The sequence below is a fragment of the Bradyrhizobium sp. WYCCWR 12699 genome (assembly GCF_032144035.1).
Classification (GTDB): Bacteria; Pseudomonadota; Alphaproteobacteria; order Rhizobiales; family Xanthobacteraceae; genus Bradyrhizobium.
Window position 1 is genome coordinate 424,371 of the sequence record NZ_JAVTJN010000033.1, and the last position, 14,144, is coordinate 438,514.

At 66.0% G+C, this 14,144-nt stretch carries 12 protein-coding genes and 2 pseudogenes; 4 read left to right on the forward strand and 10 right to left on the reverse strand.

The window, feature by feature from the left end:
* Positions 1–5: 5 nt before the first annotated feature.
* The 7 genes from RPS27_RS22190 to RPS27_RS22220 form a co-directional block, all read right to left on the reverse strand.
* Positions 6–839 (reverse strand): phosphoenolpyruvate hydrolase family protein, encoded by an 834-nt coding sequence (locus RPS27_RS22190; RefSeq protein WP_313754399.1) that lies wholly within the window; start codon positions 837–839, stop codon positions 6–8.
* A gap of 3 nt (positions 840–842) precedes the next feature.
* Positions 843–3,053: an ABC transporter permease gene (locus RPS27_RS22195; RefSeq protein ID WP_313754400.1), complete on the reverse strand. Its 2,211-nt coding sequence runs from the start codon at positions 3,051–3,053 to the stop codon at positions 843–845.
* Entirely contained in the window at positions 3,046–3,828 is a 783-nt protein-coding gene (locus RPS27_RS22200; protein ID WP_313754401.1) for an ABC transporter ATP-binding protein, read from the reverse strand. Before RPS27_RS22200 ends, RPS27_RS22195 begins: the two co-directional genes overlap by 8 nt.
* Positions 3,821–4,903, reverse strand: a complete 1,083-nt coding sequence (locus tag RPS27_RS22205) for a branched-chain amino acid ABC transporter permease (protein ID WP_313754402.1) — start codon at positions 4,901–4,903, stop codon at positions 3,821–3,823. Before RPS27_RS22205 ends, RPS27_RS22200 begins: the two co-directional genes overlap by 8 nt.
* Position 4,904: 1 nt before the next feature.
* Positions 4,905–5,915, reverse strand: coding sequence for a branched-chain amino acid ABC transporter permease (locus RPS27_RS22210; protein ID WP_313754403.1), 1,011 nt, complete (start codon positions 5,913–5,915; stop codon positions 4,905–4,907).
* 345 nt (positions 5,916–6,260) lie between these two features.
* The gene (locus RPS27_RS22215) at positions 6,261–7,088 is read right to left on the reverse strand and encodes an AraC family transcriptional regulator (protein WP_313754404.1); all 828 of its coding nucleotides are present in this window, start codon (positions 7,086–7,088) and stop codon (positions 6,261–6,263) included.
* A 127-nt stretch (positions 7,089–7,215) separates the two neighbouring features.
* Positions 7,216–8,466 carry an ABC transporter substrate-binding protein gene (locus RPS27_RS22220; protein ID WP_194403632.1) on the reverse strand — a complete coding sequence of 417 codons (1,251 nt, stop codon included), beginning with the start codon at positions 8,464–8,466 and terminating at the stop codon, positions 7,216–7,218.
* Positions 8,467–8,731: 265 nt separating this feature from the next.
* On the opposite strand from RPS27_RS22220, the gene RPS27_RS22225 reads away from it, so the two are divergent.
* On the forward strand, positions 8,732–9,589 hold the full coding sequence (locus RPS27_RS22225) for an SDR family oxidoreductase (protein ID WP_211416477.1): 858 nt from the start codon (positions 8,732–8,734) through the stop codon (positions 9,587–9,589).
* A gap of 57 nt (positions 9,590–9,646) precedes the next feature.
* Here the strand turns inward: RPS27_RS22225 and RPS27_RS22230 are convergent, their stop codons facing one another.
* Positions 9,647–10,162: a ferritin-like domain-containing protein gene (locus RPS27_RS22230; RefSeq protein ID WP_194403630.1), complete on the reverse strand. Its 516-nt coding sequence runs from the start codon at positions 10,160–10,162 to the stop codon at positions 9,647–9,649.
* A gap of 87 nt (positions 10,163–10,249) precedes the next feature.
* Between RPS27_RS22230 and RPS27_RS22235 the strand changes: the two genes are divergently transcribed.
* Positions 10,250–10,444 carry a hypothetical protein gene (locus RPS27_RS22235; protein WP_194403629.1) on the forward strand — a complete coding sequence of 65 codons (195 nt, stop codon included), beginning with the start codon at positions 10,250–10,252 and terminating at the stop codon, positions 10,442–10,444.
* 127 nt (positions 10,445–10,571) lie between these two features.
* Positions 10,572–10,754 carry a hypothetical protein gene (locus RPS27_RS22240; RefSeq protein WP_211416624.1) on the forward strand — a complete coding sequence of 61 codons (183 nt, stop codon included), beginning with the start codon at positions 10,572–10,574 and terminating at the stop codon, positions 10,752–10,754.
* 38 nt (positions 10,755–10,792) lie between these two features.
* Here RPS27_RS22240 and RPS27_RS22245 read toward each other — a convergent pair.
* Positions 10,793–11,142, reverse strand: a pseudogene (locus tag RPS27_RS22245) (RidA family protein).
* A 202-nt stretch (positions 11,143–11,344) separates the two neighbouring features.
* On the opposite strand from RPS27_RS22245, the gene RPS27_RS22250 reads away from it, so the two are divergent.
* Complete coding sequence (locus RPS27_RS22250; RefSeq protein WP_313754406.1) at positions 11,345–13,666, forward strand: molybdopterin guanine dinucleotide-containing S/N-oxide reductase; 2,322 nt, start codon at positions 11,345–11,347, stop codon at positions 13,664–13,666.
* Here the strand turns inward: RPS27_RS22250 and RPS27_RS22255 are convergent.
* Positions 13,594–14,085 (reverse strand): annotated as a pseudogene (locus RPS27_RS22255) (helix-turn-helix domain-containing protein); the annotation flags it as partial. The gene RPS27_RS22250 and the pseudogene RPS27_RS22255 sit on opposite strands and share 73 nt — an antisense overlap.
* Positions 14,086–14,144: the final 59 nt, after the last annotated feature.

Genomic DNA, 14,144 nt, shown 5'->3' on the forward strand with positions numbered 1-14,144 from the left:
CGGCGTTATCGCGCGCCGATCGCCTTGAATTGACGTACCTGCTCCGTCAGCGCCCGTTCCACGGGCAGCCGCTCCATCGAGGACGCGCCGTAGAAGCCGTGGCAATGGCGGGTGTTCTTCATGATGAAATCGGCATCCGCGGGATCCGCGATCGGGCCGCCATGCGCCAGCACCAGGATGTCAGGATTGACGCTGAGCGCGGCGGAGGCCCAGGTGTCGATCTGTGCCGGACAGTCCTCGAGCTGCAATGCGGTCTGAGCGCCGATCGTGCCGCCGGTCGTCAGTCCCATGTGACAGACGACGATGTCGGCGCCGGCGATCGCCATCGCGGCGGCCTCCTTCTCGCTGAACACATAGGGCGTCGTCAGCATATCCTTGTCATGCGCTTTCGCGATCATGTCGATCTCGAGGGCATAGGACATGCCGGTCTCTTCGAGATTGGCACGGAACGTGCCGTCGATCAGGCCGACGGTCGGAAAGTTCTGGACGCCCGCAAATCCGAGAGCCTTCAACTGGTCGAGGAACACGTCCATGTCGCGGAACGGATCGGTGCCGTTGACGCCCGCGAGCACCGGCGTCCGGGTGACCACGGGCAGCACTTCGCTCGCCATCTCGACCACGATGGCGTTGGCATCGCCATATGCCATCAGGCCCGCGAGCGAGCCGCGGCCGGCCATGCGATAACGGCCGGAATTGTAGATCACGATGAGATCGACGCCGCCGGCCTCTTCGCATTTCGCGGAGAGCCCCGTGCCGGCGCCACCGCCGACGATCGGCTCGCCGCGACGCGCCATGTCGCGAAACCGTTTCAGAAGGGCAGCGCGTTCAAACCGGGCCATCGGTCACCTCGCTAGTCTCCGCCGTGCGCCGGTGCGGCCGAACAGGGTTCGGAACGCGCTGACGACAGTGGCGGCGAACTCGGGATCGTTGATGTTCTTGGGCGTGCGGATGAGCTGCCGGTTGCCGGTCTGCCGCACATCGCGCTCGAGCGTGCGGAACAGCGCCGCGTCAGCGTCCGGATCCCAGAACGGCTGGCCCCGCGCATCGAGCGCGGAGACGCCGCCCTCGGGCAGGAAGAAGCGCACGGGGCCGTCCATCTGGTTGAGCCGCTCGGCGATCCAGCGGCCCATGCGCTCGTTCTCCTCGACGCTCGTCCGCATCAACGTCACCTGCGGATTGTGGACGTGGAATTTACGCCCGCGGTAGCGTTCGGGAATGGTGTCGGGCGCGCCGAAATTGACCATGTCGAGCGCACCGACCGAACCGACATAAGGCAGCCGGCTGCGGATGATCGCGCCGAAGCGGTCCTCCGTCGCCGGGAACACGCCGCCCATCAGGAGGTCGCAGACCTCGGTCGTGGTGAGGTCGATGATTGCGGCTAGCTGGCCGGACTCCACGAGCTTCTCCATGGAACGGCCGCCGACGCCGGTGGCATGGAAGACCAGGCACTCGAAATCCTCGTGCAGCTCGGCGGCGATCTTCTGCACCGCCGGCGTCGTCACACCGAACATGGTGATGCCGACCGAGGGCAAGCCACCGGCCTCGCGGGCGGTCGACGTGCGCGCATCGAGCCGTGCCTTGACCATGCCGGCGATCGCGTTGGCGCCGTTGGCCAGCACCGCGCGCGAGATCGAGTTCAGCCCCTGCACGTCGGTGACGGAATACATCATCGTGATATCGGCGGGGCCGACATAGGGGCCGACGTCGCCGGACGCGACGGAGGAGATGATCAGCTTGGGCACGCCGATGGGGAGCGCGCGCATGCCCGGGGCAACCAGCGAGGCCGCGCCCGAGCCGCCGGCCGAGATCACGCCGGCGACGTTGCCTTGGCGCCGCAGCCAATTGGCGAACGCATCGGCCATCGCCGTCACGGCAGCGCCGCGATCCGGGCCGAACACGGCGGAGCCGCCGCGGCCGTGGTTCAGGGCGATCTCCTGCGCGGAAACATCGCAGCTGGAATGCCTGCCGCTGGTCGAGACGTCGACGAGGCGCGTGCGCAGGCCGCTTTCGGCGATGATGTCGCGGAGGAAGCGCAGCTCCACGCCCTTGGTGTCGAGCGTGCCGACGACCAGTATGACAGGCGGGCCGGCTGTCTGCGCCGCCACCGGCTCGCGCTTACGCCGCGCGGTCTCGTCGAGCCGCGCGACCTGGGTCGAGAGCGTGCGCGCCGCCGCCTCGATGCGGGCGATCGGCACCGGCTGCGACCACCGCGTCGGCAGCGTCGGGTTGGAGATGTAGATGCGGATCGGCCGGTCGCGGCGCGGAGCGGGCGCCGGTTTGGCTTCGGTGCCGGACGCGGCGACGTCGAGGTCCGGCTCGAGCTCGGCGTGAAGCCCGACGCCGAGCAGGCGCTGCTGCAGCTCGCGGTCGGCGGCGAGCCGGGCGGACTCGATGATGCGGTTGATGCGGCCGTTGACCATGATCGCGACGTTGCGCGAGATCGCGGTGGCGACGCCGATGTTCTGCTCGATCACGAGCACGGACATGTCGCCGTCTTCGCCAAGCCGCAGCAGCATCTCCTCGACCTGCGCGACGATGACGGGCGCGAGCCCCTCGGTCGGCTCGTCCATGATGAGCAGATGCGGATTGGTGAGCAGCGCGCGCGAGATCGCCAGCATCTGCTGCTCGCCGCCGGAGAGCTGGCCGCCGCCGTGACCCTTGCGTTCGGCAAGGCGCGGGAAGGTGTCGTAGATGCGCTCGACGGTCCAGGGGCCCGAGCGCATCCCGCCGGCAAGCTGCAGATGCTCGTCGACGCTGAGCGAGCGCCAGAGCCGGCGGCCCTGCGGCACATAGCCGACACCGAGCCGGGCGATCTGGGCCGACGGCCGCCGCGTGACGTCCTCGCCGCGAACGCGGATCGAGCCGCCGCTCACGCTCACCAGCCCCATGATCGCCTTGCACAGCGTGGTCTTGCCCATGCCGTTGCGGCCGACGACGGAGAACACGCCGCTCTCTAGCGTGAGGTCGACGCCTTGCAGCGCGTGCGAATGGCCGTAATAGACGTCGAGGCCGCGGACCTCGAGCGCGGCGGCGGAGCGGCGGGGCTCATTCATGGCCGCCTCCGAGATAAAGCTCCTGCACTTCGGGGTCGGACTGAATCTCTTCCGGCAGGCCCTCCTTGAAGATGCGGCCGTTGTGCATCATCGTGACGCTCTCGACGACGCGGAGCGCCACGTCCATGTCGTGCTCGATGATGATGTAGCCGATATGCGCCGGCAGCGAGGTCAGGATCTCGATCAGCTCAGTCCGTTCGGTCGGCGACAGGCCGGCGGCCGGCTCGTCGAACAGCACGAAGCGCGGGGCACCGGCGAGCGCCAGCGCAATCTCGAGCTGGCGCTGCTGGCCGTGCGCGAGCTCGGCCACGCGCTGGTCCTTCACGGCGGACAGATGCACGGCCTGCACGAGGTTGTCGGCCGCATGCATCAAGGCGTCGTTCTGCCCCGGCCGCAGGAACGAGAAGCGCCCGCGCGAGACGCCACGGCAGGCGAGATAGACATTGTCCTGCACGGTGAGGCCGGGGAACAGCGCCGAGATCTGGTAGGTGCGGCGCAGCCCGCGGCGGATGCGTTCGTAGGGCGGGAAGTGCGTGACGTCCTCGCCGAAGAAACGGATGGTGCCGGAGGAGGGCGGGAAATCGCCTGTGATGCAGTTGAACAGCGTGGTCTTGCCGGCACCGTTGGAGCCGAGCACGGCGCGCCGCTCGCCGGGACGCACGGTGATGGTGATGTCGGTCAGCGCCGCCAGTGCGCCGAACAGCCGCGTCACGCCGCGCAGCTCCAGCGCGGCGCCGGCGCCGACGGCCGAGAGGCGCTGCGCGACGCTATCCATGGCCGCGTCCTCCGCCCGGTCGATCTGCAGCGCCCCGCTGGCTCTGGCGCCAGCGCTGCCACAGGCCGATGACGCCGTCCGAGGACCAGAACACGATGGCGAGGAAGCCGAGCCCGATCAGCAGCCGGAACCGGTTTCCGTCGAGCCCGAGCTTGATCAGAACGTCGAGCGCGAATGTGCGCAGCAGCACGAAGATCAGCGCGCCGATGAAGGGACCGATCGGGCGCGTGATGCCGCCGACGACGGCGATGATCAGCACGTCGATGCAGGCCCCGACGCTGACCGAGCCCGGCGAGATCTGGCGATAGTTCCAGACCTGGAGCACGCCGGCGAGGGCGGCCACGAAAGAGGCGAAGGCATAGGCGGCGACGCGGTGCGCATTGACGTTGAACCCGAGCGCCGCCATGCGGCGCGGATTGTCGCGCACGCCCTGCAGCGCAAGGCCGAAGGGTGCGCGCGAGAGATACTCGACCGCGAAGTAGCAGAGCGCGGCGACCGCGAGCACGATGTAATAGAAGGGAATGTCGGCGCGCCAGTTCACGCCCCAGAAGTGCGGCGTGGCCACATTGTTGATGCCGGTGTGGCCGTTGAAGATCGCCCAGTTCTGGTTGGTGAAATAGTAGAAGGCAGCTCCGATCGCCAGCGTGATCATGATGGTGTAGATGCCTTCGGTGCGTACCGCGAGCGCGCCGCCGAGCGTGCCGAAGGCGGTCGCCAGCGCCAGCGCCATGGGGACCGCGAGCCACCACGGCCAGCCCAGGCTGATATTGGCGTTGCCGCTGACGCCGAACACCGCGACCATGTAGGCCGAGAAGCCCGCGATGGTGAGCTGCATCAGGCTGACCATGCCGCCATAGCCGGCAAGGAACATCAGGCTCAGCGCCATGGTCCCGAGAATCAATGTGGAGGCGAAGATCTCGATCAGGAAGAAGCCGTTGGCGATCAGCGGCATGATGACGAGAATGAGCGCGACGATCCAGGCGGCGGGATTGCTGAACTCCGGCCATGTCCGCGCCGCGCGTTGCGCCATCGTGGCGGGGCGACCGGCAATGCGGGCATCGTGGGTGAGCGACATGTCAGCGCCTCGCCAACAGGCCTTGCGGCCGGATCGCCAGCACCAGCACCATGATCAGGAAGGTCACGACGATGGCATAGGTCGGGATGTAGACCGAGCCGAGCTGCTCGGCGAGGCCGATGATCAGCGCGCCGAGCGCGGCGCCCGGGATCGAGCCCATGCCGCCGACGATCACGACCACCAGGGAGGCAAGCAGGAAGCGGATGTCCTCGCCGGGCGACAGCGACTGGAAGGTGCCGCCGACGACGCCGGCGATGCCCGCCAGCCCCGCGCCGAACGCGAACACGGCTACGAAGACGAGCTGGATCCGGACACCGGTCGCGGCGAGGATATCGCGGTCGTCGACGCCGGCGCGGATGATCATGCCGATGCGGGTGCGATTGAGCGCGAGCCACATCGCAACACCGATGATCACGGACGCCGCGAAGATCACCAGCCGCACCATGGGGTATCTGAGATACACCGGCTCGCCCGAGGATTTGACCGCCGTGATCAGCGGCAACTCGATGGGGCCGATCAGCCAGTTCGGCGTCTGGATCTGGTAGAAGTCACCGCCGCAGGCCCACAGCATGAGGTCGGCGAACACGATCGACAGGCCGATCGTCACCATGGTCTGCCTGAGATCCTGTCCCTCCATCCGGCGGAACACGATCACCTGGAGCAGCACGCCAACCACGGCGGTGAGGATGAAGGCAGCGATGAAGCTGAGGATCCACGAGCCGGTCGCCGAGCTGATGGCATAGCCGACATAGCCGCCGAACAGATACAGCGAGCCGTGCGCCAGGTTGACGTTGCGCATCAGGCCGAAGATCAGCGTGAAGCCGCTGGCGACGAGGAAGTAGAGTCCGCCGAGCGTGATGCCGTTGAAGACGGCATTGAGGAAGACGCGCTTGCGGCCGACGGCCTCTTCGAGGCCCGGCGGCCAGACCGCGAAGATCAGCCAGAGCGCGACGGCAATCGCGATGATCACGATCAGCGCCCAGGCGGGATGGCGTTCGACAAAGCGGCTCATGACGAGCCCCCTGTCTTGACCTCGCCCCGCTTGCGCGGAGAGGTCGGATTGCGCGCGAGCGCAATCCGGGTGAGGGGGACGCTCCACCTGTCGAACTGCCGCCGTCCGCGCGGAAGCTCCGCCTCACCCCAACCCTTTCCCCGCAAGCGGGGAGAGGCAGCAGTCAGGCCGTAGCGCTCCGCGCCGTCCTCTGAATGCAGGTCAGACAGCCTCGCAGCGGCTGCACACCTCGCCATGGACGCACGTCCTCCCTGGACTCGCGATCCTCTTTCGGGACCGCGTTGCCGGCATCCTAGCGAGGCTCGGAGGGGAACGTTTGATCGTGAGTATCTTTTCGCGCGGATATCAGGCGCGCAAGATCTTGGCCGCGCGGCGGTAGTCGGTCGGGGCCATCCCGACATTGGCGGCGAAGAAACGGGTGAAGCCGCTCTGCGAGGAGAAGCCGAGATCGAAGCCGATATCGGCGATCGGCGTCTCGCTTGCCACCAGCGCTTCGAGCGCCTGTTCCATGATCAGCGTGTTGAGATAGAGGTTCGGCGTCACGCCGGTCTGGACGCGGAACAAGCGGTAGAAGTGCGGCCGCGACAGGCCGGATTCCCGTGCGATGGTGTCGAGCTCGATCTCCGCGCCGGGGCTTTCCGACATCATCTTGATGCATTTGCGCACGCGGAAATCGGTAACGGATCCATTTGCGCGTGGATCGCGCGCGATCTCGGCCTGCTGCCAGCTTTCGTCGTAACAGATGTCGATCAGCCGCCGCAGCTCGGAATCCAGGCTGGAGAGCGATGGTGCGCCGCAAACGAGCGCGGCGGTCCGCCTGATATGCTTGTCGAGGGCCGGCGTGCGCTTGAACTGGGTGCGGCCGAAGCGCAGCCGGTGGGTGCCGGAGGCATCGGGCGCGAACCATTCGGCATTGACATAGAGCACGAAGAAGATCGCGCCGCCCTCCATGTCGGCGGGCAGGAAATTGTGCGGTTCCCAGGGATTGACCGCGACGACGGTCGTCTCGTCGAGATCGTAGTGCCCCTCGCAAACGTCGATGCATGCGGGCATGCCGCCGACATGGAAGATCAGATGACCTTCACGATGGGCGTGGATATTGAAAGGGCGGTTCAACTGATAAACCGTCGCCCGACCGAACCGGCCGTGGAAGACGGCGAGCGCACGGCTCATGCCTTCCCCTCCCGAATGTTCTTGTCTTTTCGGCCAGCGTTCAACAACGCCGCCGAGATTGCAAGAGCGGAGAGCGACCGCGTCAGCAAGTCGCTCCCCCCACTTGCGTGGTGGCAGTCGCGATGCGTCAGTATTTCTTACATTCCGGCACGGTGCGGCTCGGCAACCCGATCTTGGAGAACACGGCGGGATCATAGCCCAGCGTCTGGTTCACGTTCGGGATCACCTTCACGACCTTGCTGAACAGCGCGCCCTTGCCGTCATCCACGACTTCGGTGACGAAGTTGGTGCCGATCGCCTGGCGGTTGGAATCGAGCTTGATCTTGCCGTTCGGCGCGTCGATCTCGATTTTCGCCAGCGCAGCCTTGAACTTCGACTGATTGTTGCTGAGATCGCCGTTGACCTCACGCAGGGCCAGAATCAGCGCCATCGTCGAGCCGTAATAATTGGTGGCCAGCAGCGACGGGCTTGGGAAGCGCTTGTTGGGCGGGAAGGCGTCCTGATAGGCCTTCACGAATTTCTGCCAGCCCGGATCCTCCCAGGTGTCGGCCTGACCGCTCGCCGCGATGGTGCCGATCAGGGCGTTTTTGGCGTTGCCCTTGGACGACAGGATGGTCTGGTCGATCATGATGGAGCCGCCCATCAGATGCGCCTTGCCGCCGGCCTGCTGATACTGGTTGAGGAAGTTGACGGCGTCCGCGCCGCCGAGGCCGAGATAGATCGCATCGACATCGTCGGGCAGAGCGGCGATCACCGAAGCGAAATCCTTGGTGCCGAGCGGCACCCATTGCCGGTTGGTGACCTGTCCGCCGGCGCCGCAGAACTCGAGCACGAGGCCGAACACCTGGGTGTAGATGAAGGAATAGTCCTCGCCGACGGTTGCGATCTTGCGATATTTCTTCTCGTCATAGGCGTATTTGCCGAGGCCCACCTGCCACTGTGCGCCATCCATGTTGTAACGGAAGAAGTTCGGGGCAGGGTCGACATAGGTCGTTTCCTGCGCGCCCGATGCGGCGTTGATGAAGGTCAGCTCCGGATGGGTCTTGGCGAAGTTCTTCACCGCAATGCCCTCGTCGCCGGAGAGCGGCGACAGCAGGATTTGCACCTTGTCCTGCTCGATCAATTTTCGCACGGCGCGCACGGCGGAGTCCGGCGTCGCGTCGGTCGAGGCGACGATGAATTCGAGCTCCTTGTCGCCGATCTTCTTGCCCAACACGTTGAGCGCGGTCTGGTGGCCGCGCATGCCGTCCTCGCCGAGCACCGTGTAGGTGCCTTCGAGGGTCGCGGTCACGCCCACCTTGATCTTCTCCTGGGCGATCGCCGCGCTTGAAAGAAACAGGCTGCTCAGCGCGAGCAGTCCTATGCTGCATTTCGACATTGTGCTCCTCCCTGTGTCGTCGATTATTGCCGCACCGGGCGGTGCGGCGCCCCGTGACTTTCGAAGGCTGGCTCTCGAAGGCCCGCGGCTTTGAAAGGAAGCTAACCGAAGTCGCCCGCGGTGCATGCGTGAGGGCCTCGCCCGGCTTGACGGGCAGTCTCATTTTCGAATGCTGCGGCGCAAATGGTTCCGCGCTGCAGCAGTGCGGTCACAGGAACGCTTCCGGCAGGCCCCTGTTAGCGGAGCACATTGCTGGAGCCGCTTCATGACCGACTATCCAAGACCGCCTTATCCGTCGCAGCAGCAGCCGATGCCCGGTTCGACGCGTGCGATGAAGCCACGTCCCGATCACGGCGAGGAGAGCTATCGAGGCTCGGGACGTCTGGCCGGGAAGAAGGCGCTCATCACCGGCGGCGACAGCGGCATCGGTCGAGCCGTGGCGATCGCCTACGCCCGGGAAGGCGCCGACATCGTCATCTCCTATCTGAACGAGGACGAGGATGCGGCCGAGGTCAAGGCGCTGGTGGAGCGGGAAGGGCGCAAGGTCGTCCTGATTCCCGGCGACATCTCTGAGCCCGAGCACTGCCGCTCCATCGTGCGCCGCACCGTGGAGGAGTTCGGCGGCATCGATATCCTCGTCAACAATGCGGCGCATCAGGCCACGTTCAAGGACATCGGGGATATCAGCGACGAGGAGTGGCAGCTGACGTTCGCAACTAACATCCACGCCATGTTCTATCTGACCAAGGCCGCCGTGCCGCACATGCGGCCGGGCGCTGCGATCATCAACACGGCGTCGGTGAACTCGGACATGCCGAACCCGACGCTGCTGGCCTACGCCACGACCAAGGGCGCCATCCAGAATTTCACGGGCGGCCTTGCCCAGATGCTGGCCGAGAAGGGCATTCGGGTCAACGCCGTGGCCCCGGGTCCGATCTGGACGCCGCTGATCCCTTCGACCATGTCGGAGGAAAGGGTCAAGAATTTCGGCAAGCAGGTCCCGATGCAGCGCGCAGGCCAGCCGGCCGAGCTCGCGACCGCCTATGTCATGCTGGCCGATCCGCTCTCGAGCTACACGTCGGGAGCCACGCTCGCCGTCACCGGCGGGAAACCGTTCATCTGAGAAGCAGGTGGCGGCGCCGGCAAGCCGGGCCGCCATCTCGCAATCGGCGAATCTCGATCAGGCGGCGTTGGACGCCTTGGCGTTGACGCCCTTGCGGAGCGCCACCGTGTTCAGCTTGGTGTTGGCCGCCTTCTCCTCGTTCAGATTGGTGGTGAGGAAGCGCACGATGTCGTCGTGGCCGAGCTCTTCCGCCCAGGCGATCAGTGTGCCGTAGCGACACATCTCGTAGTGCTCCACGGCCTGCGCGTTGGCGACGATCGCCGCATCGAGCACGGCCTTGTCCTCGATCTCGCCGGCGGTCGCGTCGGCTTCCTCGATCAGGCCGTCGATGGCCGGGCACTGCGTGCCGCTCGGCTCCTTGCCGAGCTTGGCGAAAACCTTGTTGAGCCGCTCGACCTGCTTGTTGGTTTCGTCCAGATGAGCTTTCAGCCCGGCGGCGAGATCCCTGTTGGTCGCCTTGTCGATCATCTTGGGCAGCGCCTTCAGGATCTGCTGCTCCGCGTAATAGATGTCCTGCAGCCCGTGCAGCAACAGGTCTTCCATCGTTTTGATGTCCTTCGTGAAGAATCCCATAAAAGACGCCTCCTTTTCACAATGATGACACTGGAACGCTAGCCGGCCCTAGCTGTTCCATTTCCGTGTGCTGACGAGGAGGGCCGAATGAACAATGGCAGTGATCATCTTGCGGGCTTGCTCGGGCGCGCGGCGATGGACGTGTGGGGCGACATGCCTCGCGACATCCAGGAGGCGCTGTTCGAGACCGCCATGAAGGGACGCGAGACCGAGCGTGAGGAGCTCGCCCGGCTGCTGCACGAGCGGCATCCGCGCACGCTTCATCCGGCCCGGCCAGGATGATGCAGGCAATCGGAACGAACGCGCCAGCTCATGATTGGTAAACTGAGGTGGCGCGTCGCCAAATGGCTCGAATGAAGCCGCGGCAGGCGCATCGCCAACCGTTGATCAAATCTGTGAGTTGATCGCCGTGACTGAGGTGAACATCGGAAAATGGTACGACCCGATCTCGGAACGATGGATCGTGCCGCGCCAGGCGCACGCCATCGCCGCATTTGGCCAGTCCAACTCCGAGAAGGTGCCGGAGGGGCACCAGAGGAGTGAAGCACAGCGGATCTGGCAGTTGCTGGTCGATTGCTGCGCTCGTGGATGATGCCGGCGCGGCCCGGAGGCGGGCGTTGGTGCGCGCCGCTATGGCATGGCGGCGATCACGGTCATCTCGAGCTTGACGCCCGGACCGAGATCGGCCACGCCGATTGTGGCGCGAGCCGGCAGATCAACTTCCGCGAAGTCCGCCTTCCAGACCGCGTTGAACTCTGCCTTCTCCTTCAGATCTGTCATGTAGATCGTCACCTGCAAGACGCTGTGTGGATCGGACCCGAGATCCTTTAAGAGCCGCGTCAATTGGGTGAGCACGTCCTTGGCCTGTCCCGACATGTCGAGGCTGGTGTCCTCCGGGACGATGCCTCCGATGTAAAGCCACCATTGTGCTCGACCACTGCGTGAATCTCCGCTACGTCCGGCAAATCGCGTTTGATCATGAGGTGTCCGTTGTCGCTGTGAGAGGAGCGAGATATCGCACATTTCCGGCGCACTGTCCGCGAATCGGCGCCGCCTGATCCGGCGATGGTCACCATCCCATGTTCGCGCACGACAGCCCGGCGTTTCCGTCAGCGCTGATCTCGGCGACATCCCGGGCGGGATCGGTATACTGGCGCCACGTGCCGGAACGAGGAATACGCGATGGACGATACGATTGGCTTCCCCGACCCCGGTCTTGACCTGTCCGACGGCTTCCGGCCGCACACCTCGCATTGGGGCGTGTTTTCTGCGCGTCAGGGCGCTGATGGTCTCGAGGTCAGGGCCTATGCGGGGGACCCCGATCCGAACGGTATCATCGACAATTTTCCCGGTGCGCTCCGCCACCAGGCGCGCATCGCCCAGCCGGCCATCCGGCGCGGCTGGCTCGAGCGCGGGCCGGGCCCCGACGATCGCCGCGGTCGCGACGAGTTCGTCCCGGTGAGCTGGGAGAAGGCTCTCGACCTGCTCGGCGACGAGCTCGGCCGCATCCGCGATACGCGCGGTCCCGGCGCGGTGTTCGGCGGCTCCTATGGCTGGTCGAGCGCCGGCCGCTTCCATCACGCCCAGAGCCAGGTGCATCGCTTCCTCAACATCGCGATGGGCGGCTACGTGCGATCGGTCAACTCTTACTCTTCGGGGGCGTCCTCTGTGCTGCTGCCGCAGATTCTGGCGGGCTATGAGGACATCACCAAGCGCAACGTCACCTGGGAGCAGATCGCGGCCGAGACTGAGATCGTGCTGGCCTTCGGCGGCATGGCGCTGAAGAACTCCATGGTGGCCGGCGGCTCCATCAGCAAGCATGTCGAGCGCGGCGCCATGGCGGCGGCGCGCAAGCGCGGCTGCGAGTTTGTCCTGATCAGCCCGCTGCGCGAGGATCTTCCCGTTGAAGCCGGCGCCGAATGGATGACCTGCGTACCCGGCACCGACACTGCCCTGATGCTCGGCATCGTCCACACGCTGGTCAGCGAAGGTCTGCACGACCAGGCCTTCCTCGATCGCTACACCGAAGGCTGGCCGGTCTTCCTGCGCTATCTCACCGGCGAAACCGATGGCCAGCCCAAGCACGCCGACTGGGCCGCCGCGATTTGCGGCGTCGATGCGGATACCATCCGCAAGCTGGCCCGCCGCGCTGCCGGTAAGCGCGCGCTGATCACCGTCTCGCATTCGCTGCAGCGCGCCGAGCATGGCGAGCAGCCGGTGTGGATGGGCATGGTGCTGGCGGCAGCGCTCGGCCAGATCGGCCTTGCCGGCGGCGGCTACGCCTATTCGCTCGGCGCGATCGGCTATTACGGCCGCCGCGTCAACGACGTGCCGGGACCGACGCTCGGGCAGGGCCGCAACGGCGTTGCCGATTTCATTCCAGTGGCGCGCATCGCCGACATGCTGCTCAATCCCGGCACCACCTATCGCTACAATGGCGAGACCCGCACCTATCCGGATATCCGCCTCGTCTATTGGGCTGGCGGCAACCCCTTCCATCACCACCAGGACATCAACCGCCTGCGCAAGGCGTTTGCGCAGCTCGATACGTTCGTCGTGCATGAGCTGGCCTGGACCGCCACGGCGCGGCACGCCGACATCGTGCTGCCCGCGACGATGACGCTGGAGCGCGAGGACATCGGCTATTCCACCAATGATCCCCTCATGGTCGCCATGCACCGGATCGCCGAGCCGTTCGGGCTGGCGCGCGACGATTACGATATCTTCGCCGATCTCGCCGAGCGCCTGGGGGCGCACGAGCCCTTCACCGAGGGGCGTACGTCGCGGCAATGGCTGAAGCATCTCTACGAGCCGACCCGCGCCTCGCTCGCCAAGCGCGGGCTGGAAGCGCCGAGCTTCGACGAATTCTGGGCGCGCGGCAGCCTCATCGTGCCGCAGCAGCCCGACGACGGCGGCCGGCTGCGCCGCTTCCGCGAAGATCCCGTCAATCACGCGCTGCCGACGCCGAGCGGCCGCATCGAGGTCTTCTCGGCCAAGATCGCGGGCCACGGCGATGCGGATTGTCCGGGACATCCGGTCTGGCTGGAGAAGACCGACATGCCGAAGCCCGGCGCGCCGTGCTTCCTCGTCGCCAACCAGCCGGCGACGCGCCTGCACAGCCAGCTCGATTTCGGCGGCCATTCGCTTAGCTCGAAGCATCGCGGCCGTGAGGTCGCGCGCATGAACCCGGTCGATGCGGACGCGCGCGGCATCAAGGACGGCGACATCATCCGCCTGTTCAACGCGCGCGGCGCCTGCCTTGCCGCGGTCCACGTCACCGACGGCATCGCGGCCGGCGTCGTGCAGCTTCCGACCGGCGCCTGGTACGATCCGATGGATCCCGAAGACGAGGCGCCACTCTGCGTTCACGGCAATCCCAACGTGCTCACCCGCGACGTCGGCACCTCATCCCTGGCGCAGGGCTGCACCGGTCAGCTGACGACGGTCGAAGTGGAGAAGTTCACCGGCAATCTGCCGCCGATCCGCGCGTTCGATCCGGCGTAGGGAGCACCAGCGACCCAGTTGCTCTCCGGGGAAGGACGGCGCGCTTCGACCGCGATCCGTTTGCCCTTGTTGGCGAGACGCCAGCGCGCCGGAGACTCGCCGCTGATGCGCTTGAAGACGGTCGAAAAATGCGCCTGCGTGCTAAAGCCGACGGCGAGTGCGATCTCCGCCAATGGCCGCTCGGTGGTGGCGAGCAATGTCTGCGCATGCTCGGTCCGGCGATGCAGCAGATATTCGCGGGGACGGTAGCCGGTCGCGGTGCGAAATTGTGCCGCAAAATGCATCCTGGACAGGCCCGCGACATTGGCGAGCTCGGACAGACTGATGCAGCGGCCGAAATGTTCGGCGATGTAGTGCTCGACGCGCCGCAGCCGCCATTTCGGCAAGGCATTGACCCTGACGCGCGGCGATTCCATCCGTGGGCCGGCCGGGCCGTCAGCATGTGCCGCCTGCAGATTGTTCGACATCGCTCGTCCTT

Excerpts from the sequence above, each read along its gene's own strand:
- RPS27_RS22215 (WP_313754404.1), bottom strand. The coding sequence starts at position 7,088 with ATGAGCCGTGCGCTCGCCGTCTTCCACGGCCGGTTCGGTCGGGCGACG.
- RPS27_RS22205 (WP_313754402.1), bottom strand. The coding sequence starts at position 4,903 with ATGTCGCTCACCCACGATGCCCGCATTGCCGGTCGCCCCGCCACGATG.
- RPS27_RS22230 (WP_194403630.1), bottom strand. The coding sequence starts at position 10,162 with ATGGGATTCTTCACGAAGGACATCAAAACGATGGAAGACCTGTTGCTG.
- RPS27_RS22190 (WP_313754399.1), bottom strand. The coding sequence starts at position 839 with ATGGCCCGGTTTGAACGCGCTGCCCTTCTGAAACGGTTTCGCGACATG.
- RPS27_RS22220 (WP_194403632.1), bottom strand. The coding sequence starts at position 8,466 with ATGTCGAAATGCAGCATAGGACTGCTCGCGCTGAGCAGCCTGTTTCTT.
- RPS27_RS22235 (WP_194403629.1), top strand. The coding sequence starts at position 10,250 with ATGAACAATGGCAGTGATCATCTTGCGGGCTTGCTCGGGCGCGCGGCG.
- RPS27_RS22210 (WP_313754403.1), bottom strand. The coding sequence starts at position 5,915 with ATGAGCCGCTTTGTCGAACGCCATCCCGCCTGGGCGCTGATCGTGATC.
- RPS27_RS22250 (WP_313754406.1), top strand. The coding sequence starts at position 11,345 with ATGGACGATACGATTGGCTTCCCCGACCCCGGTCTTGACCTGTCCGAC.
- RPS27_RS22195 (WP_313754400.1), bottom strand. The coding sequence starts at position 3,053 with ATGAATGAGCCCCGCCGCTCCGCCGCCGCGCTCGAGGTCCGCGGCCTC.
- RPS27_RS22225 (WP_211416477.1), top strand. The coding sequence starts at position 8,732 with ATGACCGACTATCCAAGACCGCCTTATCCGTCGCAGCAGCAGCCGATG.
- RPS27_RS22200 (WP_313754401.1), bottom strand. The coding sequence starts at position 3,828 with ATGGATAGCGTCGCGCAGCGCCTCTCGGCCGTCGGCGCCGGCGCCGCG.